The organism is Corallococcus sp. Z5C101001, assembly GCF_007352635.1.
Taxonomy (GTDB): Bacteria; Myxococcota; Myxococcia; order Myxococcales; family Myxococcaceae; genus Corallococcus; species Corallococcus silvisoli.
On the sequence record NZ_VKLU01000004.1, the window covers coordinates 272,631 to 296,583 of the forward strand.

The following is a 23,953-nucleotide window of genomic DNA, read 5'->3' on the forward strand; positions in this document are numbered from 1 at the left end:
TGCGCCCGGCGCGTAGTAGGCCGCGCCCGGGCGGGTGACTTCGCCGGTAGGCTCCGGCGCGTCACCGAATGCCTGGAACGGGTCCGCCTGCCCACCCGGGGAGGGGGCAGGCGGGGGGGCGCTCAGGGCAGGCGTGGGCTCACGCGCCACCCGAAAGGTGTTCTGACATTTGGTGCAGCGGACCTTGACCCCTTTTTCCGTCACCTTCTCGTCGGGGATCTTGAACCGCGTCTGGCACTGTTCGCACTGGACGATCATGGGGTCGGGCCGGGGGGACTCGAAGCATAAGCCCACCTGCCGGACACGGCGAGTCGGACCCGGGCAACTTGCTCGCTTCCAACCCCTTTGATACGAGGTTCGCCCCTTTGGAAATCAGGTAGTAAACGAGTAAATGCCAAGGCGCAGCCGGGGTCGGAGACGACAGACATGAGCGAGGCCGAGCAAGCAAATGCTCCTAGCAGCAGCAAGGAGCCTAAGATCATCAAGCGCTACACGAACCGGAAGCTCTACGACACCGTGGAGAGCCGGTACGTCACGCTCGATGAAATCGCCGCGATGATCAAGGAGGGCACCGAGGTGCGGATTGTCGACAACCGCACGAAGGAAGACCTGACCTCCGTCACCCTCGCGCAGATCATCTTCGAGGAGGAGAAGAAGAAGAACCAGATGCCGCTGTCGGTGCTGCGGGAGATCATCCGCCACCCCGGCGAGTCCATCTCCGGGTTCATCCAGAAGGAGGTCACTCCGCGAGTGGCCTCCATCCGCGAGGAGGCCGAGCAGCGGCTGGACAAGCTGCTGCGCCGCGAGGACGGCAGCCCGCAGGAGTCCGCTCCGGACGCCGCCGCCACGCCCGCCGCCCAGACGGAAGCGGGCGCCGCGAGCCTCAACCCGGCGGAGCTGCTCAAGGCCAGCCAGCGCGCCTTCGAGGACTTCCAGCGCCGCATCGACGAGCGCGTGAAGCAGGTCGTGGAGAACCTCACCGGTAACCTCCCCGCCCTGGGCCGCGACATGCAGGCGCTCACGCAGCGGTTGGAAGAGCTGGAGAAGAAGCTCGACGCCGCGGAGAAGGGCGACAAGAAGGACCCGGGCGCCTCCTAGCGCCCGGCCCTGGGGTCGGGGCGCCCACGAGCAACGGGCGCCGCCTCAGGCCACCTTCGGAGGAGTCCGCTTCCGCTTCGCCGGAGCGGGCCCTCCGTGGATCTCCGCCGCGATGGCCGCGAGCATCCGCGCCCCCGGGCTCTGGGGCGCGTACTCCCAGATGGTCTTCCCGTGGCTCTGCGCCTCGTCCACCTTGACGCTGTAGCCCAGCGGCGTGGCGGCGAGCGCGTCGGGGAAGTACGTCCGCAGGCGCTCCAGGATGGCCGTCGCCAGCGCCGTCTTGCGGTACAGCGTCGGCACCACCTTGTTGACGCGCAGGTCCGGCCGGCCCTCGGCCTCGCCCACCTGGCGCACCGTCTCCGCCAGCTCCGCGCACCCGTCCAGCGCCAGGTACGTGAGCGCCACCGGCACCACCACCTCCGTGGCCGCCACCAGGATGTTGCGCGTGGTGAGCCCCATGGACGGAGGCGCGTCGAACAGCACCACGTCGTAGCCCGCGGCCTCCGCCTCCCCCATCCGGTCCGCCAGCCGGTGCGCGCGCCGGGGGTCCTGCGCCACCATCACCGGGAAGTCCGCCATCTCCTTGTACGACGGCACCACGTCCAGCCCGGGCACGCCCGTGGGCCGCGCCACGGAGGCCAGCGACACGCCCGGGTCGGTGAGCAGGTGGAAGACGTTCGCGGGCAGCGTGCGCACGTCCAACCCCAGGGACTTGCCCGCGTGGCCCTGCGTGTCCAGGTCCATCAGCAGCACGCGGCGGCGCTTCTCCCGCGCGAGCCACGCGGCGGTGTTCACCGCGAGCGTCGTCTTGCAGGTGCCGCCCTTCTCGTTGATGAACGCGATGCGCCGCATGGCCCTGGAAGCGCCGACGCTACTTCTTCTTCGAGGACGCGTTCGACACGAGCGTGTCCACCTTGCCCTCGACGGAGGCGAGCAGCCGCTCCAGGTCCTCCACCTTCGAGCGCAGCTGCTCCAGGTCCGCGGTGGACGGCAGGTTCATGGCCGACAGCGCCGTGCGCAGCGCGCTGTCCAGCGTCCCCTTCGCCGCGAGCGAGCGCGACACCAGCGACTGCACCGCCGCCACGAACTTCTCATTGGAGAGCAGCTGCTGCGCGAGCTTGCCCACGCGCTCCTCGCCCGACTCCACGAGCTTCTTCATCACCGGGTTGTTCTTGAGCATGGCTGGGAACCGTTCAGGCCCGCGGACGACGGACTTGTCCGTCGGGGCAGGCGGGACGTCAGGAAAAAGACGCCGCACTCTGGGAGGGGGCAACGCGGCGTGTCAAGCAGGGCAACACTGGGAGTTTCACGTCGTGGACTCTCGTTGACTCTCCAGGGGGCCATCCCTACGGTTCGCGCGCCCTCTTATGGCCGGACTGCTCGACAAACGCCTGTGGATCGTCTCCGGCAAGGGGGGCGTGGGGAAGTCAACGGTCGCCGCCGCCCTGGCCCTGGCCTCGGTGCGCGCCGGACGCCGCACCCTGGTGTGTGAAGTGAACACCCAGGAGCGCGTCAGCCGCTTCCTGGAGCTGCCCGAAGCGGGCCCCGAGGTGAAGCGCCTGGAGGAGAACCTCTGGGCGGTGGACGTGCGCCCCCAGGAGTCCATGCGCGAGTACGGCCTGATGGTCCTGCGCTTCGAGACCCTCTACAAGACGGTCTTCGAGAACCGGCTGGTGCGCTACTTCCTGCGCTTCATCCCGTCGCTCCAGGAGCTGGTGCTGCTGGGGAAGATCCTCTTCCACCTCCAGGAGAAGCTGCCGGACGGCCGCTGGAAGTACGAGACGCTGGTGCTGGACGCGCCCGCCACCGGCCACGCCATCTCCTTCCTGAGCGTGCCGCAGGTGCTCCTGCAGACGGTGCCCCCGGGCCCCATGACGCGCGAAGCGCTGAAGATGCGCGACCTGCTGGTGGACCCCGCCGTCACCGCCGCGGTGCTGGTGGCGCTGCCGGAGGAGATGCCGGTCAACGAGGCGCTGGAGCTGCACGGCGCGCTGCGGGACCGGGTGCACATCCGCACGCACGCGGCGGTGCTCAACCAGGCCTTCCCGGCCCGCTTCACGGAAGCGGACCTGGAGGCGCTCGTGGACCACCCGGAGCTGCTGCGCGTGGCCCAGGCGCACCACGACCGGGCCTCGCAGGCGGTGCTCGCAGGCACGAAGCTGGAGCGCAACCTCCACGCGCCGGTGTACACGGTGCCCCGGCTGTTCGTGCCGCGGTTCGGACGGGACGCGGTGGAGACGGTGATGGGGCACCTGGATGCGTTGGTGACGGGAGGCACGGGAGCATGACGGCGCTGCAAGCGGCGCTCGCGAGCAAGCGCGTGCTCATCTGCGTGGGTTCCGGAGGGGTGGGCAAGACGACGGTGGCGGCGACGCTCGCGCTGAGGGCCGCGGTGGACGGCCGCCCCAGCATCGTGTGCACCATCGACCCGGCGAAGCGCTTGGCCAACGCGCTGGGCCTGTCCGGCCTGGGCAACACGGAGGCGGAGGTCCACGCGTCGGTGCTGGAGCCGCTGGGCGTGAAGCCCAAGGCCTCCCTGCACGCGATGATGCTGGACATGAAGGCCACCTGGGACGACCTCATCACCCGCGTGGCCCCGCCCGAGCAGCGCGAGCGCATCTTCGCCAACCGCTTCTACCAGTCCCTCTCCACGGCCCTGGCGGGCAGCCAGGAATACATCGCCATGGAGAAGGTCTGGGACCTGCGCCGCAGCAGCGACTACGAGCTGGTGGTGCTGGACACGCCGCCCACCGCGCACGCGCTGGACTTCCTGGACGCGCCCAACCGGGTGTTGGACTTCCTGGACAACGAAGCGGCCAAGTGGCTCCTCACGCCCGCGCTGAAGGCGGGCAAGGTGGGCCTGAACCTCTTCAACCTGGGCGGCAGCTACGTGACGCGCGCGCTGTCGCGCTTCACCGGCACGGAGATGCTCCAGGAGCTGTCCTCCTTCATGCTGACGCTCTCCACCATGAACGAGGGCTTCCGCGAACGGGCGCGCGGCGTGCGCGGGCTCCTGGAGGACAAGACGACGGGATTCGTGCTGGTGACGAGCCCCAACCCGGAGCGGCTGGACGAAGCCATCCACTTCCACAAGCTGCTCAAGCAGAACCGCATGGAGATGACGGCCATCGTGGTGAACCGCGTGCACGCGGTGCCCACCCCGGCCCAGTGGAGCGACGCGGCCACGCTGACGCCCACCCGGCGCGCGAAGGTGGAGGAGACGCTGCGCGAACTCCAGGTGCTGGCGCAGCAGGACCTGGAGGGCATGGCGCAGCTGCGCGCGGCCTGTCCGGGCACGCCCCTCATCCAGGTGCCCCGCTTCGGGCTGGACGTGCACGACCTCACCGCGCTGTGGGGCACCGGGCGCTACCTCCTGGGCGACGACGTCCTCGCCTGAGTGCCCTCCCCCACCCCGCGTGACACCCGCTGGCACCGGGCATTTCCGGCGCGTGGCCGCGTTGGTGCCGGGCGGACGGGCGACAGGCGCGCGGGATGCCTGACCGCATTAGACTGGAGACTGGCGCCCCCCGGAGGCCTTCGGGGGAAGCGGTCCGGGGAACCCGCCGGGTCTCCGGAGTGTCGATGCCGGAGCCACGCCGGGTGACGCCGGGGCTTTCCGGACGGGAGCAGGTGCATGGACGGCAGCAAGCGGATGGATGCGACCGGAAGCGCCCGGCGGTGGCTGTGGGTGGGCGTGCTGGGCCTGGGGCTGACGCTCACGGGCTGCCGCACCACGGGCTCGGCGGCGAAGCCCGACGCGACGGCGAACAAGCAGGTGGTGGAGTTCGACCCGGTGACGGTGACGGCGGACCTGGAGCTGGACCGCCTCAACGACGAGGAGCTCTTCGCGGGCGGCACCTCCGCCTTCGCCGCCAACGACTTCAAGCAGGCGGCGCGCTACTTCGGTCGGCTCGCGGACTTCCACCCGGACAGTCCGCACCGCCGGCAGGCCCTCTACAACGCGGGGCTCGCGCACCAGCGCCTCAAGGAGTGGGACGACGCCTACGCGCGCTTCGCCGAACTGGCGGAGCCGGAGAAGGGCCAGGGCGACGCGCTGGAGGCGTCCTTCCGTCTGGCGGAGACGCTCTACCATCTGGAGCGCTACGAGGACGCCACGAAGCTGCTGGCCACGCTGTCCGCGCGCGCGGACCTGCCCGCGGGCCGCCGCATCGAAGCGCAGGTGCAGCAGGGCATCTGCCAGGTGGAGGCCGGCCGCACCGACGACGCGGAGGCGACGCTGCGCAAGGCGCTGGCCGCGTATGACGCCCTGTCGGACAAGACGGAGGTGGAGGATTACTTCCCCGCGCAGGCGCACTTCTTCGTCGGGGAGATCTACCGGCTGCACTACGAGGCGGTGAAGCTGGAGGCCAGCCGGGGCAGCGACGGGCTGGCGCAGGACCTCAACTACAAGGCGGAGCTGCTCCTGTCCGCGCAGGGCCACTACCTGCGCTCCATCCGCGTGGGCAACGGCTACTGGGCCACCGCCGCCGGAGCGCAGATTGGCGCCCTCTACGAAAACCTCTACGAGCACATGGTGAGCTCGCCCACGCCCCCGGAGCTCAACGCGGAGGAGGCGGGGGTCTACCGCCAGGAGCTGCGCAAGAAGATCCGCGTGCTGCTCACCAAGTCCATCAACATCTACGAGCGCACCCTGGAGGCCGCCGAGCGCATCGGTTCGCAGAGCGCCTTCGTGGACCGCACGCGCCAGAGCCTGGAGAAGGTGAAGTCGCTGCTGCTCGCGGACGCGGAGACGGACGAGGGAGCGGTCTCCGTGCCCATGCCCGCCTCCAACGCGGGCGCGAAGCACCGCTGACGGGCCCCCGCTGGGCACGGGGCCACCGCCGGGCGTAGCCTTGCGCTCCACCGCCCATGGAACCGCTCTTCACCCCCGAACAGCTCGCCGACATCCACGCCTACCACCAGCCCTATTACATCCGGGCGGCGGTGGAGCCGCTGGTGCGCCTGACGCTGTTCGTGCTGCTGCTGGCCGTCTTCGTGCGGCCCTTCCACCGAGGGGCCGGGGCGGCGGCGGCGGCGCTGGAGCGCCGGTTCGGCTTCCTGCGCACGGCCCCGGTGAGCCGCGCGTTCTTCGGGGCGATGGACCGGCTGTGGGGTGAGCCCGGCTGGGGCGCCGCGCTGCTCTTCGCGCTCTTCATCGACCTGGCCACCCAGCTGCTCTACGCCCCCGCCAATGTGTACTTCTACTACGTGCTGGAGCACCGGCACGGCTTGTCCAACGACACGCCCGCCACCTTCGCGTGGACCTGGTTCAAGGGCGGCGTCGTGGGCGCCATCGCCCTCACCGCGCTCGTGGTGGGCCTGTACGGCCTGGCCCGCCGCGTGCGGCGCTGGTGGCTGGTGCTGGGCGTGCCGGTGGCGCTGTTGATGCTGGTGTCGTCCGCGCTGGACCCCTACCGCGCCCGCCTCTACTTCGACCAGACGCCCCTGCCCGAGGGTCCGCTGCGCTCGCGCATCACCGCGCTGATCCGACAGGCGGACATCTCCTTCTCCGACGTGGTGGTGGAGAAGACCTCCGTGACGTCCAAGCGCATCCAGGCGTACTTCGCCGGCCAGGGCCCCACGCGCACCATCGTCCTCAACGACGTCATCCTGCGCGAGCTCGCGGAGGACGAAATCCTGGCCGCGGTGGCGCACGAGGCGGGACACGTCAACGAGGCGCGCTGGCCCGGCCGCATCGCGTCCTCCGTGTCGGTGGTGGCGCTGCTCTTCCTCATCGACCAGCTGCTGCGCCTCTCCGCCCGCCGGGGCTGGTGGGGCGTCCAGCGCGTCGGCGACATCCGCACCCAGCCCCTGGTGTCGCTCGTGGTGTTCATCCTCATCACGCTCGTGGCCCCCGTGTCGGGAGCCCTCTCCCGCGAACGCGAGCGCGAGGCGGACCGCTACGGCCTGAACCTCACCGGCGACCCCGCTGCCTTCCGCCGCATGCTGGTGAAGGCCGCCCGGGTGAACAAGATGGACCCCGAGCCCCCCCGCTGGGTCGTGCTCAAGGGCATGAGCCATCCGCCCATCGGGGAACGGCTCGCCCAGCTCGACTCGCCCTGAACCGCTTCAAGAAGCCACCGGTGGATGGGCCCCTACTCCATTCCCCCTCGCCGTCCATCCCCATCCTCCGGTGGCCGCCCCCGGACCGCTCCCCAACTGTCCGGCGGCACATCCGTCTTGAAGCTTGAAGCGTCGTCCCCTCTCTCCATATCGGGCGGCCCGCCACGTTCCTGACGGCGCCACGCCCGAAGCAGGGTCTCTACGTCGTCGGGGCCCCGTCCTTCAGCTTCTCCACCGCCACCAGCGTGATGGCCTTCACCAGCGCCCGCGCACGGCGGCCCGCGGCCGTCTCCCCGTGGGGATCGACCTCCACCGCGTTGGCGATGTCCGTGAAGCCCTGCCGCTCCCCCCGGCGCAGGTGCAGCTCCCCCCGGCCCGTCAGCGCCACGGGGTTGCGCGGGTCGCCCGTCAGCGCGTGCGTGTACTCGGTGAGTGCGTCCTCCACCCGCCCGAGCTTCTGGTACACCGTGCCCAGCGCCGCATGCGCCGCCGAGTCCTTCGGGTTCCCCTCCACGAGCCCCTCGAAGAGGATGCGCGCCTCCTCCAGCCTCCCCGCCGCCGCCAGGTCGCAGCCCACCTGCGCGATGGCCTTCGCCTCCTCGAAGGTCATCCCCTCCACCTCCGCCCAGGTCGTCTCCCCGCGAGCGAACGCCTTCAGCCTGCGCGCCGTTCCGGTCTCCATCCTCGGCGCCTCGCCGCCTTCGTGCTTGATGATGCGTCCCATGGCGGCCCTCACGCGCTGCGCAGGTTGGAGATGGCCGTCTTCGCCATCTCGTTGAACTTCGACGACATGTTGCTCATCAGGTCGAACATCGCCTTGCGCTTCTCCATCAGCGTCTGAAGCCGCAGCTCCAGCTCCTGCATGCTGGTGTCCAGCTTCGCGCCGCGCGCCTTGTCCGCGTCGCTGCTGCCCAGCGTGGCGCGCTCCTCGCGGGCGCTGGCCATCTCGTTCATCACGTCCAAGAGCTCCGCGTCGGTGTCCTCCGTGATGCCCATGAGCAGCGCCTGGACCTTCTGCTCGATGCTCATGTTCGGGTTGTCCACGATGTCCCGCGCCCGCGTGCCCCCCGCGCTCCGGCCGCTCGCGCTGGACGACGAACCGCCCGGCAGCTTCGCCACCGCCGCCAGCTCCGCGCTCAGGTCCTGCCGGCTGGCGACGCCATCCCGGCCCCCGCTGCCCGCCGCCATCTCCAGGCGGCTGAAGTACTCCGGGTTGTCCTTGAAGAACTGCGCGGCGCGCTTGAGCGTGGGCGACGCGGCGGGGCTGTTCAGCACCGCCTCGAAGTTCGCCATCGCCAGCTTGCCGTCCTTCGTCCCCACCGCCGTGTCGAAGGTGTCCCAGTTCTGCTCCAGCACCCGGAGCGCGTCGCGGTAGCCCGCGAAATTCGGATCCAACGCCCCTGTGCTCCCGGTGCTCCCTCCGCTCCCCGGGCGCCCCGTCCCTTCAGCGCCGGGGCCGGGCCGGCCCGACGCGCCGTCCGTGCCGCCGCCCGGCCGTCCCGCGCCGCTCCCCGGGCGCCCCGCTCCGCTGCCCGGCACGGGCCCGGAGCCCCCGCCCTTGGACGGAGGCGCGCAGTCCGACGGCTGCGGGCCACCGTCCGACGGCGTGGGAGCCGGACGGCCCGGCCGCTCCGGGCGCCCGTACTTCGCGAACTCCGCGGACAGCCGCTGGGACTCCTGCTGGAGGCTCCGCAGGTCGAGGCGGTCGTCGTTGAAGTTCAGCATCGGCATGCCGAGCAGCGTCTTCTTCGCCGTGTCCACCTGTTCGAAGAAGCCCCGGTTCTCCACGAGGAACTTCGCCGCCTCCCGGAGCGACGGAGACACCTGCGGGTCCTGCGCGATGCGCTGGAGGTCGCCGTGCGACAGCGTGCCGTCCTTCCTGCCGTCCAGCAGGTCCAGGTAGCCGAAGTTCGCCTCCAGCGTGCGCAGCGCATCCGAGTAGTCCAGGAGCTTCGGATCCAACGGGCTGCGGCTCCCGGACGGGCCCTGCGTCCGGGAGTCCTCCGTCCGCGCGGCCGTCGCGTAGCCCGCCCCCGCCTTCGCCGCGTCCCGAGGCGCGCAGTACTCCGTCTTCGCGGAGGGGTTCTTCTTCAGCTCATCCGCGACGCCCAGCGCGCCACTGGCCGCCATCATCACGTTGCCGGTCATCACCCCCGCGGCCGTCTTGATGGATTGGGTCAGCACCGGAGGAAGACCCAGGGCGTTCCCCCCCAGGTCCACCACGGCGGCCATCGGGCCGCCGAGCAGATTGGCCACGCCTTTGAGGATGTCGAGCATCGAAACTCCCGCGCGACGGGTTGAAGTGGGTGCTGCCGGAAGGTGCCGCGCGCTGTCTCTTCGGACGGGACGGGGCATTGCAGCGGCGATGCCGGGCACGCGCACGCACGCGCCGAGTCGAATCCAGGGGTTGCGAGAAGGGGCGGCGCGGCGGCGTCCCTGGAGGTGGACGGGGCGGTCCAGGGCGGAGGATTGCGGCTAGAGTCCCGCGCCCATGCGTACCTTCGGGCTCGACTACGGCACCAAGACCATCGGGGTGGCCGTCTCGGATGGACTGGGGCTCACCGCCCAGACCGTCACCACCGTGCGGCGCGCGTCGCTCAAGGCGGACCTGGCGGAGCTGTCCCGGCTCGTGAAGGAGCACGAGGTGACGCGCTTCGTCCTCGGCCTGCCGCTCAACATGAACGGCTCGGAGGGGCCTCGCGCGGAGGCCACCCGCAAGTTCGCGGAGGTGCTGGAGAGCGCTCTGGGGCTGCCCGTGGAGCTGTGGGACGAGCGGCTGTCCACCGTGGCCGCCCAGCGCACCCTGCTGGAGGCGGACGTCCGCCGCGAGAAGCGGCGCGAGGTCATTGATCAGCTCGCCGCGCAGTTCATCCTGCAAGGCTGGCTGGACGCGCACCGCCCCGCGGACGACGGCTACGACCCGGACGACTACGACCCGGAGGCCTGAGCGTCACAGGCCCTGGACGCCCCGCCACCGCTACGGCTGGCGGCGGTACACGTGCAGCGGCGCCGAGAAGCCGTCCTGCTCCTGATACGCCACGCCGTCGAGCGTCAGCGTCCGCCCCTCCAGCGTCACGCCCGGGTCCTTCACCAGCTTGCCCTGGTCGAAGCGCACCAGCACGTCCGGCCGCGCGTCCTGCATGCGCTGGCGGAAGGTGTCCCACCGCACGCGCGCCATGCGCATCTCCGGCAGCCCGGAGAAGAAGGCCACCTGCAGGTCCATGTAGCGCGGGTCGTCGTCGATGGCCGCCGCGCCGCCCCGGGACGCCACCTCCTCCTTGAGGAAGCGCGCCACCTGCATCACCGCCACCGGGTTGGTGGACGTGGGGCTCACCGGGCGCAGCGAGTCGTGCAGGCCGCCCTCGGTGCGGAACGTGTAGATGCCCAGCGCCACCGGCATCACCACCGCCAGCACCGCGCTCACGCCCACCACCAGGCGCCGCGCGAGCACGCCCCGGCTCCCCACCACCGCCGCGAAGCCCGGCGCCAGGAACACGGGCAGCAGCACCAGCTGCGTCACCGTGAAGCGGGCCAGGGGCACGAAGCTCAGCAGCACCGCCGCGCGGAAGGTGAAGTACAGCGCGGGCACCACCGCCATCACCACCAGCCAGCGCGTCTCCGGGTGCTGCTTCCACGCCTTCACCATGCCCCACCCGCCCAGCAGGGCCACGCCGGGCGTCAGCGTGAAGAGCGCCACCGCGGGCCAGAACCCCAGCTGCTGCAGCCGCCAGCCCAGCGGCCCTCCCGCCCCGCCGGAGTCCACCACCCACTGCTGGTGGAAGGCGTCCACCGCCTTGATGGGGAAGAACGGATCACCGTGCGCCAGCTCGTTGCCCTGCATCCACAGCAGCGGGAACGGCAGACACACCAGCCCGAAGCCCACCGCGCGCGTCAGCGAAGCCACCCGGTCCTCGCTGCTGAACACCAGCGCCACCGTCAGCAGCGGGATGTACATCCACGCGTCGTAGCGCAGCGCGCACGCGAAGTTGAGCAGCACCGCGCCCCAGAACAGCGGCTGAAAGCGGTTCTCCTCCACCCCTTCCGCGACCAACGCGAACACGCACAGCATGAAGAAGAGCGACACCGCCTCGCTGCCCGCGGTGGTGGAGAACTGCAGGTGCATGCCCCAGGCGCTGAAGGCCAGCCCCGCGGCCACGCCCGCACGCCAACCGAACAGCCGCCGCGTCAGCGCGAACAGCGGCACCACCGACAGCACGCCGAACACCAGGCTCACCAGCCGGCCCGCCACGTCGCGCTCGAACACCGACAGCACCGCGCCCACCAGGTACAGGTGCAGGGGGCCGAACTGGAACGTCCCATCCTTGTACGACGTGATGACGTGCGGGTCCGCCAGCCACCGCTCCGCCAGCTCCGTGCGCACCACCGCGTCGCCAAACAGGTTCTCGTTGAGGAAGAACACCCCCAGCCGGGGGAGCAGCGCCGCCACCAGCAAGAGGCCCACCAACCACCGGGTGGACGGCTCGGGCTGGGGCGCCGGGACGGCCGACAGGCCGGGCACGGCGGGGGTGGGGGCAGCGGCGGCGGGACTCGAGGCGGGAACCATGGCGCGCGCGAGGATACGCAGGCAGGCCTCAAAGCCAAGCCGGCGCACCTCCCACCTGGCTGATGCCCGCCCGCCTGCCGCCGCCCCTCCACACGAAACACTTCCCCGAGCAGCGTGGGATTCGCGCCGTTACGGACCCTTCTGGACGGGGCGGAACCGGTGCGCCGGCCGTCACGCCGACATGTGGAGCGGACACGGACGCCGCCCCACAGGGGGGCACGCCTGTCCGGGGTGTTCTCCAGCGGGGACCAAGCGTCGGGAAGTGCGCGCTTGGGAGAGGTGGGACCCGACACATCGCACCGGGGGGGCTCCTCCCGTGGCACGTCCGGGTCCTTATAATCGAAGTGCCTTTTCACCCCGTGAAGGAGGGCAGCTCCCCTCCGACACGAGCTGACGCGCGGTCCCACTCCGCGGCGGGGTCCCGAAGGGGCGGAAGCTTCGCGATTGTCGTCGCCTGGGACCTCTTCGGAGTGGGTGTGGAATGGCCTTCCAGCCCTCCAGGTTCACCATGCTGGCCGCCCCGGATGGATGCGACCGTTCGCGTCCCCCAGGAGGCTACGAGGGAGAGACATGAAGGACGCTGAGAAGGGCTCGTGGGTCTCCAGAATCGCCGCGTTCCAGGATGTAAAGACCTACGCGGAACTCAACTGGGAGGGCTCTTTCGAGGACTACCTCGAAATCGTCCGGAAGAATCCGAAGGTCACCCGCACGGCCTTCCAGAGGATCTACGACATGATCCTCAGCCACGGAAAGTCGGAGTACATCGACAACAAGAAGAAGCTCACCCGCTACCACTTCTTCAGCGATGAGCGCTTCGGCGGCCGGGACGCCATCTTCGGCCTGGACGTGCCGCTGATGAAGCTGGTGAACGTCTTCAAGTCCGCGGCCCAGGGCTACGGGACGGAGAAGCGCGTCATCCTCCTGCACGGCCCCGTGGGCTCGTCCAAGTCCACCATCGCCCGCCTGCTCAAGAAGGGCATGGAGGAGTACTCCAAGACCGCCGAGGGCGCCGCCTACACGTTCTCCTGGCTCACCGACAAGAAGCAGCCTGACGGCTCGGTGACGAAGGAGAAGATGAAGTGCCCGATGAACGAGGAGCCCCTCAACCTCGTCCCGCGCGAGTGGCGTCAGAAGGTCTTCTCCGAGCTCTCCCCGCCGGAGACCGGCTACACCATCCCGGACGGCTGCGAGCTGTGCCCCGCCTGCCGCTTCGTCTTCAAGGAGCTGATGACCCAGTACGGCGGCGACTTCGCCAAGGTCATGGGCCACGTGCACGTCAACCGGCTCATCTTCAGCGAGAAGGACCGCGTCGGCATTGGCACGTTCCAGCCGAAGGATGAGAAGAACCAGGACTCCACCGAGCTCACCGGCGACATCAACTACCGGAAGATCGCCGAGTACGGCTCCGACTCCGACCCGCGCGCCTTCAACTTCGACGGCGAGTTCAACATCGCCAACCGCGGCGTCATCGAGTTCGTCGAGGTGCTCAAGCTGGACGTCGCGTTCCTCTACGACCTGCTCGGCGCGTCGCAGGAGCACAAGATCAAGCCGAAGAAGTTCCCTCAGACGGACATCGACGAGGTCATCATCGGGCACACCAACGAGCCCGAGTACAAGAAGCTCGAGAACAACGAGTTCATGGAGGCCTTGCGCGACCGTACGGTGAAGATTGACATCCCGTACATCACCAAGCTCGCGGAAGAGGTGAAGATCTACGAGAAGGACTTCAACTCCCGCGCCATCAAGGGCAAGCACATCGCGCCGCACACGCTGGAGATGGCCGCCATGTGGGCCGTCCTCACGCGCCTGGAGGAGCCCAAGAAGCACAACCTGTCGCTCCTGCAGAAGCTCAAGCTCTACAACGGGAAGACGCTGCCCAACTTCACCGAGGACAACATCAAGGAGCTGCGCAAGGAGAGCGTGCGCGAGGGCCTGGAGGGCATCAGCGCCCGCTACATCCAGGATAAAATCTCCAACGCCCTGGTGAGCGACAAGGGCGAGGGCTGCATCAACCCCTTCATGGTGCTCAACGAGCTGGAAGCCGGCTTGAAGACGCACTCCCTCATCAACACCGAGGACGCGCGCAAGCGCATGAAGGAACTGCTCACCACGGTGAAGCAGGAGTACGAGGACATCGTCAAGAACGAGGTCCAGCGCGCCATCAGCGCCGACGAGGACGCCATCGGCAAGCTGTGCGGCAACTACATCGACAACATCAAGGCCTTCACCCAGAAGGAGAAGGTCCGCAACAAGTACACCGGCATCTACGAGGTCCCGGACGAGCGCCTGATGCGCTCCATTGAAGAGAAGATCGACATCCCGGAGAGCCGCAAGGACGACTTCCGCGGGGAGATCATGAACTACATCGGCGCGCTCGCCGTGGAGGGCAAGACCTTCAACTACCGGACCAACGAGCGGCTGCACAAGGCGCTGGAGCTGAAGCTGTTCGAGGACCAGAAGGACAGCATCAAGCTCAAGAACCTGGTGTCGTCCGTCGTGGACAAGGAGACCCAGGAGAAGATCGACCTGGTGAAGGACCGGATGATGAAGAACTCCGGGTACTGCGAGATCTGCTCCACGGACGTGCTGAACTTCGTGGCCAGCATCTTCGCCCGCGGTGACGCCAAGGAGTAACGCCAGCGCTCAGTCCAGGAGGGACGTGACACCGTGACCTTGAAGATCCACCAGGACCACTCCCGCTTCAAACAGATCGTCCGCGGGAAGATCAAAGCCAACCTGCGCAAGTACGTGCAGAAGGGCGAGATGCTCGGGAAGAAGGGCAAGGATGCCATCAGCATCCCCATCCCCTTCATCGACATTCCGCGCTTCAAGTACGGCCACAAGGAGCAGGGCGGCGTCGGACAGGGAGAGGGCGAGGTGGGCCAGCAGCTCGGCCCCGGGGCGGTGGAGCCCGGGGACGGGCATCAGGCCGGCCAGGGCGAGGGAGACCACGCCCTGGAGGTGGACGTCACCCTGGAGGAGCTGGCGCAGATATTGGGCGAGGAGCTCCAGCTGCCGCGCATCGAGCGGCGGCAGAACGAGCGCATCGTCACGCAGAAGGTGAAGTACACGGGCGTCAACACCACGGGCCCGGAGTCCCTGCGCCACTTCAAGCGCACCTTCAAGCAGGCCCTGAAGCGGCAGATCGCCACCGGCACCTACGACCCGAAGATGCCGGTCATCATCCCCACGCGCGAGGACCGGCGCTACCGCAGCTACAAGCTCCAGGAGCTGCCAGAGACCAACGCGGTCATCATCTACATGATGGACGTGTCAGGTTCGATGGGGGACGAGCAGAAGGAGATCGTCCGCGTGGAGAGCTTCTGGCTCGATACGTGGCTCAAGCACCAGTACAAGGGGTTGGAGTCGCGCTACATCATCCACGACGCGGTGGCGCGCGAGGTGGACCGCGACACGTTCTTCCACACCCGCGAGTCCGGCGGGACGATGATCTCCAGCGCGTACAAGCTGTGCCGGGACATCATCCAGGCGGACTACCCGAAGAGCGCGTGGAACATCTACCCGTTCCACTTCAGCGACGGGGACAACTGGAGCGCGGACGACACGCGCCAGTGCATCGACATGCTCCGCAACGACATCCTCCCCCAGGTGAACCAGTTCGCCTACGGGCAGGTGGAGTCCCCCTACGGCAGCGGGCAGTTCATCAAGGACCTGCGCGAGGCGGTGGGTGACACGACCAACGTCGCGCTGAGCGAGATCGCGGACAAGGACGCCATCTACGCCTCCATCAAGGACTTCCTCGGCAAGGGGCGCTGAAGCGTCCGCCCATCCCCAACCGGAGCACCCGCCCGATGCCCAAGAGCCTGACGCCCCGCCTCGCCGCGCTGCGGGATGAAATCCACGGCTACGCCAAGGAGTTCGGCCTGGATTTCTTCGACACCGTCTTCGAGATGGTGAGCTACGACGAGATGAACATGGTGGCCGCCTACGGCGGCTTCCCCACCCGCTATCCCCACTGGCGCTGGGGCATGGAGTACGAGCAGCTGGCGAAGGGGTACGAGTACGGGCTGAGCAAGATCTACGAGCTCGTCATCAACAACGACCCCTGTTACGCGTACTTGATGGAGAGCAACCCGGAGGTGGACCAGAAGCTGGTGATGGCCCACGTCTACGGTCACTGCGACTTCTTCAAGAACAACTTCTCCTTCCGGCACACCAACCGCCGGATGATCGACGACATGGCCAACCACGCCACCCGCGTCCGGCGGTGGGTGGACAAGATTGGCGTGGAGAAGGTGGAGGACTTCATCGACCGGACGCTGTCCCTGGAGAACCTCATCGACCAGCACGCGCCGCACATCCGGCGCAACCCGGACCCGCAGCGCGCGGAGGAGGAGTCCAAGTCCAACGAGCGCGTGGAGGGCTTCAAGGTGAACCGCGAGTACATGCGCGGCTTCATCAACCCGTCGGAGTTCATGGACTCGCAGAGGAAGCGCGCGGAGGACGAAAAGCAGCAGCGCAAGCGCTTCCCGGAGCGCCCGCAGCGCGACGTCCTCTACTTCCTCCTGGAGCACGCGCCGCTGGAGCCGTGGGAGGTGGACATCCTCTCCATCCTGCGCGACGAGGCGTACTACTTCGCGCCGCAGGGCCAGACGAAGATCATGAACGAGGGGTGGGCCAGCTACTGGCACTCCACCATCATGACCCGCCGGGCGCTGCGGGATGATGAGATCATCGACTACGCGGACCACCACTCCGGCACCATGGGCGTGCGCCCCGGCGCCATCAACCCGTACAAGCTGGGCATCGAGCTGTGGCGGGACATCGAGGACCGGTGGAACAAGGGCAAGTTCGGCAAGGAATGGGACGAGTGCGACGACCTCCGCGCGCGCCAGGCCTGGGACAAGAAGCTGGGCGCGGGGCGTGAGAAGATCTTCGAGGTCCGCAAGCACTACAACGACATCACCTTCATCGACACGTTCCTCACCGCCGAGTTCGCCCAGCAGCAGAAGCTCTTCGTCTACGGCTTCAACGACAAGCGCAACTCGTGGGAGATCCTCGACCGCGAGTTCCGCAAGGTGAAGAACAAGCTGCTCACGTCGCTCACCAACTTCGGCCAGCCCATCATCGAAGTGGTGGACGGCAACTTCGAGAACCGCTCGGAGCTGCTGCTCGCGCACAAGCACGACGGGCAGGACCTGAAGGGCGACTACGCGCGGGAGACCCTGCGCAACCTCCAGTCCCTCTGGCGCCGGCCGGTGAACATCATCACCCGCTACGACGGCAAGGGGAGCCTGCTGCGCTACGACGGGCAGCACCACTCGGAAAAGAAAGTGGAGCTGTAAGGCCCCCGGGCCCCTGGGCCGGGCGGGAGCAGGCGGGCGGGCGGGCGAAGTGAAGTCAGGAGTTGGGCGGAGGACCAACAGTCCTCTACACTCCTGTATCGCCCCCCATGAAGACCGCTTCCCTCCTCTGCCTGGCCGCCCTCGGGGTGGCTTCGACGTCCGAAGCCGCCACCCACTTCGAAATCAAGAACCGCCGCATCGAGCCGCGCCAGACGCTGGCGGGCGCGCTGCATGAAGCGGCGCTGCCCGACGCGCAGGTGGAGGCGGTCATCGCCGCGCTGGAGGGCGTGTTCGACTTCCGCAAGTCGCGCGTGGGAGACCAGTTCCGGCTGGTGATGCGCAACGGCGAGCTGGACTTCTTCGACTACCGCCAGAGCACCGTGGACGAGTGGCAGGTGCGCCGCGACGGGGAGAAGTACGTCGGCAGCAAGCGCTCCATCGAGGTGGAGAAGCAGGTGTCGCTGGTGTCGCTGGAGATCACCTCGTCCCTGTACGAGGCGACGCTGGCGGCGGGCGAGGACCCGTCCATCGGCCTGGTGCTGTCGGACGTGTTCGCGTGGGACATCGACTTCTACCGGGACGTGCGCAAGGGCGACAAGGCGAAGGCCCTGGTGGAGAAGTTCGTCTCCAAGGGCCGCGTGCTGCGCTACGGCGAGGTGCTGGCGGCCACGTATGAAGGCGGGCTCGTGGGCAACAAGCGCGTGTTCCGCTACGTGCTGCCCGACGGCGAGGCCAACTTCTTCCAGGAGGACGGCGCCAGCGCGAAGAAGACCTTCCTCAAGAGCCCGCTGAAGTACGCGCACGTCACCAGCAGCTTCGGGTCGCGGTTCCACCCGGTGCTCCAGTACGTGAAGAACCACAACGGCGTGGACTACGGCACGCCCATTGGCACCCCGGTGTGGGCGGTGGCGGACGGCACCGTGGTGTCCGCGGGCAACGCGGGCGCCGCGGGCAACATGGTGCTGCTGCGCCACGCCAACGGCATGGAGACGCAGTACATGCACCTGTCGCGCTTCGGCGACGGCGTGCGCGCCGGCCAGCGCGTGCGGCAGAAGCAGGTGATTGCCTATTCGGGCAACACCGGCCGCTCCACCGGCCCGCACCTGCACTTCGGCCTGAAGCGCAACGGCGCCTACGCCAACCCGCTCACGCAGAAGTTCCCCCGCGCGGATCCGCTGCCCAAGGAGCTGACGGCGGACTTCCTCGCCAAGGCGCACGACATGGCCCAGCAGCTGGATGCCGTGTCCGTGGCGGCCGTCGCGGGCAAGGCGGCCGCGCCGGCCACCGCCACGAAGTAGCGCGCCACCGCGCACGCCTCGCATCCGGGCCCCCTCCCCTTCACGGTGGAGCGGGGCCCTTCGCGTCTCAGGTCCACTCGATGAGGAACTCGGAGTCGCCCAGGGCCCGCTCGGTGCCGCGCACCTGGCCCTCGCGGTGGAGCGCGGTGAGGGCGCCGCCGAGGATGCCCTCGTGGACCTGCACGGGCAGCAGGTCGCCCTTGAAGGCCAGGCGCACGCGCTTGTCGCCCAGGGGCTGGTATTCGCGCTGCCCGTAGCTCACCGCGGTCGCGTACGACGTGGGGGCGTTGCTGTAGAGGCGCTTGGGGTCGCCGCCGCCGGAGGTGAGGCGCAGCAGCGTCTGGCCCACGGTGGAGTCGAAGAAGTGTCCGACAATGGCCTCGCCGCAGCCTCGCAGGGCCGCGTCGCGCGTGCCGAACTCCGGCTGGAGCGCCTCTGACGCGAAGGCCAACAGGCGCAGGAAGTCCACGGCGGGATAGGAGAAGAAGTCCACCGGGCTTCGCTGCATGAGCGGCGCGCGCAGGCGCTCCGCGGTGTCTCGGCCCAGACGCTGGTGCGTCAGCCGCAGCACCGCCGCGAAGCTCAGCCCCCGCACCGTGTCCCCGGGTCGGGTCAGGGCGATGCGTCGGTCCAGATCATCCAGGGGGAACGCCATTCACAGCCGTTGTACTCCACTTCCCAGCAACGCCAGCCCCTCCCACGAGGGCGATGTCCGCGCGCAATCGCCCCTGGGGCCGGGCCGCGTCACGGGGGTCCGCGGGCACCTTCCCTCCCTGGTTGAGGGAGCGGCCAACCCGAGGACAGTGCGTGGGTTTCCCCTGCCCTGGGCTGGCGTGACACGGTACCCTCCCGCCATGTGCGCCCGCGTCAAAGCGCGGGTGTCCGCAGTGCCCACCCTTTCGCGACCCTCGAGACGACCGACTTATGGCTCCTCCCGCCTCCGCGCGCCCCGTTCCGTCCCCGTCCTCCGCTTCGGGCGCGCCCGAAGACAGCGGCCGCACCGGGCTCGACGCGGCCAGCGTCCGTCGCGGCTTCTTCGAACACGTGCGGTATTCGCGCGGCAAGAACCCGGAGACGGCCACGCCGCATGACCGCTTCATGGCGCTGTCCCTGGCGGTGCGCGACCGCCTCACCGACCGCTGGGTGAAGACGGCGCGCACCTACTACGAGCAGGACGTCAAGCGCGCCTACTACCTGTCCGCGGAGTACCTGCTGGGTCGGGCGCTGGGCAACAATCTGCTCAACCTCAACATGTACGACGCCGCGGCGGCCGCCATGCAGGAGGTCGGCGTGGACCTGAGCCAGCTGCTGGAGATGGAGCCGGACGCGGGCCTGGGCAACGGCGGTCTGGGGCGGCTCGCCGCGTGCTTCCTGGACTCGCTGGCGACGCTCGGCTACCCGGGCATGGGCTACGGCATCCGCTATGAGTTCGGCATCTTCTCCCAGGACCTGGTGGAGGGACACCAGGTGGAGCGCGCGGACGAGTGGCTGAAGTTCGGCAACCCGTGGGAGATCGTCCGGCCGGAGAAGGCGGTGCCGGTGCGCTTCTTCGGGCGCGTGGAGCACCACCAGGGCCCGGATGGCCGGCCGGTGGCGCGCTGGGTGGGCGGCAAGACGGTGATTGGCGTGCCGTACGACACGCCCATCGCGGGCTTCGGCAACAACACCGTCAACACGCTGCGGCTGTGGCAGGCGCGCGCGAGCGCGGAGTTCGACCTGCTCCTGTTCAACGCGGGCGACTACGAGCGCTCCGTGGTGGAGAAGAACGACTCGGAGGTCATCTCCAAGGTCCTCTACCCCAACGACGCGTTCCAGGCGGGCAAGGAGCTGCGCCTCAAGCAGCAGTACTTCTTCGTGGCGTGCTCCATCGCGGACATCGTCCGGCGCTACCTGAAGAACCACAATGACTTCCGGGACTTCTCCCGCAAGTGCGCCATCCAGCTCAATGACACGCACCCGGCCATTGGCGTGGCGGAGCTGATGCGCGTGCTGGTGGATGAGAAGCGCCTGCTCTGGGACGAGGCGTGGTCCATCACCCAGGAGACGTTCGGCTACACCAACCACACGCTGCTGGCGGAGGCGATGGAGCGCTGGCCGGTGTCGCTGTTCGAGCGCCTGCTGCCCCGGCACCTGGAGATCATCTTCGAGATCAACCAGCGCTTCATGCGCCAGGTGCAGATCCGCTACCCGTTCGACGTGGAGAAGCAGCAGCGGATGAGCCTGGTGGAGGAGGGCCCGGAGAAGAAGATCCGCATGGCCCACCTGGCCGTGGTGGGCAGCCACAGCATCAACGGCGTGGCCGCGCTGCACACGGACCTGCTGCGCCGGGACGTGCTGCCGGACTTCGCGCAGATGTACCCGGAGCGTTTCAACAACAAGACCAACGGCGTGACGCCCCGCCGCTGGCTGGCCTGGTGCAACCCGCGCCTGTCCAAGCTCATCACCAGCCGCATCGGCGAGGGGTGGACCACGGACCTGGACCAGCTGCTCAAGCTGGAGCCGCACGCGGAGGACGCGGAGTTTCGCAAGGCCTTCCGCGAGGTGAAGCGGGCCAACAAGGAGGAGCTGGCGCAGCACGTGCGGGACTTGCGTTGGGTGCAGCTCAACCCGGACGCCATCTTCGACGTGCAGATCAAGCGCCTGCACGAGTACAAGCGGCAGCTGCTGGACGCCATCCACATCGTGGCGCTGTGGATGAAGGCGCGGCGCGACCCGTCGAGCGTCATCACGCCCCGGGCCTTCCTCTTCGGCGCGAAGGCGGCGCCGGGCTACCACTTGGCGAAGCTGACCATCCGGCTCATCAACGGCATCGCGGAGGTGGTGAACAGCGACGCGGGCGCCACCGGGTTGCAGGTGGTGTTCCTGCCCAACTACCGGGTGAGCCTGGCCGAGCGCATCATCCCCGCGGCGGACGTGTCCGAGCAGATCTCCACGGCGGGCTGGGAGGCCTCCGGCACGGGCAACATGAAGCTGATGCTCAACGGCGCGCTGACGCTGGGCACGCTGGACGGCGCCAACGTGGAGATCCGCGACGCGGTGGGCGACGAGAACTTCTTCCTCTTCGGCCTCACGGCGGACGAGGTCATCGCGCGCAAGAAGGCGGGCTACCGGCCGCGCGACGTGTACGAGGCCAACACGGAGCTGCGCGAGGCGTTGGACCTCATCCGCTCCGGCTTCTTCTCCCCGGAGGACCGCAACCTCTTCCAGCCGCTGGTGGACAGCCTGCTCAACGAGGACCGCTACCTGGTGCTGGCGGACTTCGCGGCGTACGCGGCGAAGCAGGAGGACGTGGCGCGCGCGTACAGGGACGTGGAGTCCTGGACGAAGAAGTGCATCATCAACGTGGCGCGCGCGGGCATCTTCTCCTCGGACCGCACCATCAAGCAGTACGCGGAGGAGATCTGGCACGTGCAGCAGACCCGCGTGGAGTGACGCGGGCCCCGGGCGCGGACGGCCCCGGCATCCTCGCCGGGGCCACCGCGCCGCCGCTCACGCGGCCTTGTTGAGCCAGGCCTCGTACGCGCGGAAGTCGTAGTCGCGGCCGAGGAAGTGGTGCACGAGGTGGGCGGCGTCGTCGGAGCCGCCCGGCTCCAGCACCGCGCGGCGGTAGGCCTGCGCGGGCGCGGGGCTGAGCAGGCCCTGCTTCTGGAACACCGTGAAGAGGTCCTTCGCGATGACGAGCGACCACATGTACGTGTAGTAGTTGGACGAGTACCCGTCCAGGTGCCCGAAGGTGAGGTGGAAGTACGTCCCCTCCAGGTATGGGAAGGGGATGTACTGGCCCTGCAGCTCGCGCACGAGGGCGGTGGCGTCCAGGCCCTTGGGGTCGCGCCGGTACAGCTCCAGGCTGAGCGCCGCGTAGAACATCTGCTGGCGCACGAAGAGGCCCTTGCCGAACTCGTCCGCGCGGAGCATGCGCTCCACCCGCTCCGCGGGCAGCGCCTCTCCTGTCTGGTAGTGCTTCGCGAAGGTCTGGAGGCACGTCACGTCGCGGGCCCACTCCTCCAGCATCTGCGACGGGGCCTCCACGAAGTCCCACTCCGTGCGCACACCGGACAGGCCCGCCCAGCGCGTGTGGCCGCCGAAGATGTGGTGCAGCAGGTGGCCGAACTCGTGGAAGAAGGTCACCACGTCGCCGTGCTGCATCAGCGCGGGCTCCGCGCCGGGCTTGGGGAAGTTGCAGATGAGCGCGCCCTCCGGGAGCCGCCGGCCCGCCTTGCCGCTGGTCAGCGTGAACTGGGCCGCGTGCTTGTACTTGTCCGCGCGCGGGTGCATGTCCAGGAAGAAGCGGCCCTTGAGGGTGGCGCCCTCGTAGACGTCATAGGCCTCCACGTCCGGGTGCCACACGGGCACGTCCTTCACCGGGCGGTAGGTGACGCCGAACAGGCGCGCGGTGAGGTCCAGGACGCCCTGCTTCACGCGCGTGTATTCGAAGTAGGGGCGCACCGTCTGCGAGTCGAAGGCGTACTGCTCCGCCTTCACGCGGTCATCCAGGTAGCCGGAGTCCCACGGGTCCACGTTGGCGGCGCCCGGGTCGTCCTTGCGCTTGCGCTCCAGGAGCACGGCGTAGTCGCGCTTCATGCGCGCCTCCGCGGCGTCGGCGATCTTCCGGATGAAGGTGCCCGCGGCGTCCGCGGTGCGCACCATCTTGTCCTCGGTGGCGTAGGCGGCCCAGTGCGGGTAGCCCAGCAGCGTGGCCAGCTCGTGGCGCTTCTGGACCAGCTTCTGGAGCACGTCCACGTTGGCGGGGTAGCCGCGCTGGCGGTTGGCGCGCCAGAGCTCTTCGCGGGCCTTGCCGTCGCGCGCGTAGGTGAGGAAGGGCACCAGGTCCGGGTAGTCCGTGGAGATGCGCACCTGGCCGTCCGGGCCGGGGGCGTGCGCGCGGACATAGTCCTCCGGCAGGCCGTCCAGCGCGACCGGGGGCAGGGCCACCGTGCGGGTGTCCTGGCTGATGTTGCGGCTGAACTCCTGGCCAATGCGGACCAGCTCCTCCTGGAGCGCCTTCACCCGCTCGCGGGTGGCGTCGTCGCGATCCACGCCAGCGCGGCGGAAGTCGCGCAGCACCTTCTCCATCCACTTGCGCGTGGCGGCGTCGGCCTGGGACAGGTCCACGCGCGCCAGGACATCGTAGACGCCCCGGTCCATGCGGATGTCGTTGGCCAGGTTCTCGATGGCCTGCTCGGCCTGCTCCGCGGCCTCGCGCAGGGCAGCCTCCGGGTGCGTGTGGCGCACGACGCTGGCGCGCGCGGCGGCGTCATCCAGCGCCGCGGAGGACTCGTCGAACAGCTCCAGCACGTCCTGGGAGGGCGTGGAGGCGGGCAGCGTCTTCAGGCGCGCGATGCCGTCGCGGGCCTTGGCCAGGGCCTCCTCGCTCGCGCGACGGAACTCCTCCGGCGGGCAGGTGACATGGCGGGCGGCGTCGGGGACCAGGGGCTCGGACACGGGAGGGGCTCCTCTCAAGCCGTGGGTGTCAGGGAAGGTGCCCAAAGCTAATGCGCTCCGTCGGCGCTGGCAGCATCCGTGTGGCGTGGCGTGAGCGGGTGCCGTGCAGTGGACGCCCTCCCCTGCCCCGTCCGTCGGGCGGCGGACGGGCGGGCGGTGCCCCAAAGGCGGAAGGCCGCCCC

General features: G+C 69.0%; 18 protein-coding genes and 1 pseudogene. 11 read left to right on the forward strand and 8 right to left on the reverse strand.

The window, feature by feature from the left end; genetic code table 11:
• Positions 1-159: 159 nt before the first annotated feature.
• A pseudogene (locus FOF48_RS37700) lies at positions 160-258 on the reverse strand (zinc-ribbon domain-containing protein); the annotation flags it as partial.
• A gap of 168 nt (positions 259-426) precedes the next feature.
• Between FOF48_RS37700 and FOF48_RS09675 the strand changes: the two are divergent.
• Positions 427-1,098 (forward strand): polyhydroxyalkanoate synthesis regulator DNA-binding domain-containing protein, encoded by a 672-nt coding sequence (locus tag FOF48_RS09675; protein WP_143900194.1) that lies wholly within the window; start codon positions 427-429, stop codon positions 1,096-1,098.
• A gap of 45 nt (positions 1,099-1,143) precedes the next feature.
• On the opposite strand, the gene FOF48_RS09680 is transcribed toward FOF48_RS09675, so the two are convergent.
• The gene (locus FOF48_RS09680; protein ID WP_143900195.1) at positions 1,144-1,950 is read right to left on the reverse strand and encodes a ParA family protein; all 807 of its coding nucleotides are present in this window, start codon (positions 1,948-1,950) and stop codon (positions 1,144-1,146) included.
• 19 nt (positions 1,951-1,969) lie between these two features.
• Positions 1,970-2,278 (reverse strand): hypothetical protein, encoded by a 309-nt coding sequence (locus FOF48_RS09685; protein ID WP_143900197.1) that lies wholly within the window; start codon positions 2,276-2,278, stop codon positions 1,970-1,972.
• A gap of 187 nt (positions 2,279-2,465) precedes the next feature.
• Here FOF48_RS09685 and FOF48_RS09690 point away from each other — a divergent pair, with 187 nt between their 5' ends.
• The 4 genes from FOF48_RS09690 to FOF48_RS09705 all read left to right on the forward strand — a co-directional run bounded on the left by FOF48_RS09690 (position 2,466) and on the right by FOF48_RS09705 (position 7,161).
• A complete protein-coding gene (locus tag FOF48_RS09690) occupies positions 2,466-3,386 on the forward strand; it encodes an ArsA-related P-loop ATPase (protein WP_143900199.1) in 921 nt (306 codons plus the stop codon).
• Complete coding sequence (locus tag FOF48_RS09695; RefSeq protein ID WP_143900201.1) at positions 3,383-4,495, forward strand: ArsA family ATPase; 1,113 nt, start codon at positions 3,383-3,385, stop codon at positions 4,493-4,495. Before FOF48_RS09690 ends, FOF48_RS09695 begins: the two co-directional genes overlap by 4 nt.
• A 237-nt stretch (positions 4,496-4,732) precedes the next feature.
• Positions 4,733-5,911: a tetratricopeptide repeat protein gene (locus FOF48_RS09700; RefSeq protein ID WP_143900203.1), complete on the forward strand. Its 1,179-nt coding sequence runs from the start codon at positions 4,733-4,735 to the stop codon at positions 5,909-5,911.
• A gap of 56 nt (positions 5,912-5,967) precedes the next feature.
• On the forward strand, positions 5,968-7,161 hold the full coding sequence (locus FOF48_RS09705) for a M48 family metalloprotease (RefSeq protein WP_143900205.1): 1,194 nt from the start codon (positions 5,968-5,970) through the stop codon (positions 7,159-7,161).
• Positions 7,162-7,360: 199 nt separating this feature from the next.
• Here FOF48_RS09705 and FOF48_RS09710 read toward each other — a convergent pair whose 3' ends face one another.
• On the reverse strand, positions 7,361-7,885 hold the full coding sequence (locus tag FOF48_RS09710; RefSeq protein ID WP_143900207.1) for a tetratricopeptide repeat protein: 525 nt from the start codon (positions 7,883-7,885) through the stop codon (positions 7,361-7,363).
• Positions 7,886-7,893: 8 nt separating this feature from the next.
• Entirely contained in the window at positions 7,894-9,438 is a 1,545-nt protein-coding gene (locus FOF48_RS09715; protein WP_143900209.1) for a hypothetical protein, read from the reverse strand.
• 214 nt (positions 9,439-9,652) lie between these two features.
• Between FOF48_RS09715 and ruvX the strand changes: the two genes are divergently transcribed.
• On the forward strand, positions 9,653-10,108 hold the full coding sequence (ruvX, locus tag FOF48_RS09720) for a Holliday junction resolvase RuvX (RefSeq protein ID WP_143900211.1): 456 nt from the start codon (positions 9,653-9,655) through the stop codon (positions 10,106-10,108).
• 30 nt (positions 10,109-10,138) lie between these two features.
• Here ruvX and FOF48_RS09725 read toward each other — a convergent pair whose 3' ends face one another.
• Positions 10,139-11,725 carry a glycosyltransferase family 39 protein gene (locus FOF48_RS09725; RefSeq protein WP_186001846.1) on the reverse strand — a complete coding sequence of 529 codons (1,587 nt, stop codon included), beginning with the start codon at positions 11,723-11,725 and terminating at the stop codon, positions 10,139-10,141.
• A 570-nt stretch (positions 11,726-12,295) separates the two neighbouring features.
• Here FOF48_RS09725 and FOF48_RS09730 point away from each other — a divergent pair.
• The 4 genes from FOF48_RS09730 to FOF48_RS09745 all read left to right on the forward strand — a co-directional run bounded on the left by FOF48_RS09730 (position 12,296) and on the right by FOF48_RS09745 (position 18,329).
• Positions 12,296-14,359, forward strand: coding sequence for a PrkA family serine protein kinase (locus tag FOF48_RS09730; protein WP_143900215.1), 2,064 nt, complete (start codon positions 12,296-12,298; stop codon positions 14,357-14,359).
• A 33-nt stretch (positions 14,360-14,392) separates the two neighbouring features.
• Entirely contained in the window at positions 14,393-15,502 is a 1,110-nt protein-coding gene (locus tag FOF48_RS09735; RefSeq protein ID WP_143900217.1) for a DUF444 family protein, read from the forward strand.
• A gap of 35 nt (positions 15,503-15,537) precedes the next feature.
• Entirely contained in the window at positions 15,538-17,031 is a 1,494-nt protein-coding gene (locus tag FOF48_RS09740; RefSeq protein WP_143900219.1) for a SpoVR family protein, read from the forward strand.
• A 107-nt stretch (positions 17,032-17,138) separates the two neighbouring features.
• Positions 17,139-18,329 carry a peptidoglycan DD-metalloendopeptidase family protein gene (locus tag FOF48_RS09745; RefSeq protein WP_143900221.1) on the forward strand — a complete coding sequence of 397 codons (1,191 nt, stop codon included), beginning with the start codon at positions 17,139-17,141 and terminating at the stop codon, positions 18,327-18,329.
• 67 nt (positions 18,330-18,396) lie between these two features.
• Here the strand turns inward: FOF48_RS09745 and FOF48_RS09750 are convergent, their stop codons facing one another.
• Entirely contained in the window at positions 18,397-18,984 is a 588-nt protein-coding gene (locus FOF48_RS09750; protein ID WP_143900223.1) for a DUF2378 family protein, read from the reverse strand.
• A 269-nt stretch (positions 18,985-19,253) separates the two neighbouring features.
• Here FOF48_RS09750 and FOF48_RS09755 point away from each other — a divergent pair, with 269 nt between their 5' ends.
• Positions 19,254-21,761, forward strand: coding sequence for a glycogen/starch/alpha-glucan phosphorylase (locus FOF48_RS09755; protein ID WP_143900225.1), 2,508 nt, complete (start codon positions 19,254-19,256; stop codon positions 21,759-21,761).
• Between the two features lie 57 nt (positions 21,762-21,818).
• Here the strand turns inward: FOF48_RS09755 and FOF48_RS09760 are convergent, their stop codons facing one another.
• A complete protein-coding gene (locus tag FOF48_RS09760) occupies positions 21,819-23,771 on the reverse strand; it encodes a M3 family metallopeptidase (RefSeq protein WP_143900227.1) in 1,953 nt (650 codons plus the stop codon).
• Positions 23,772-23,953 lie beyond the last annotated feature (182 nt).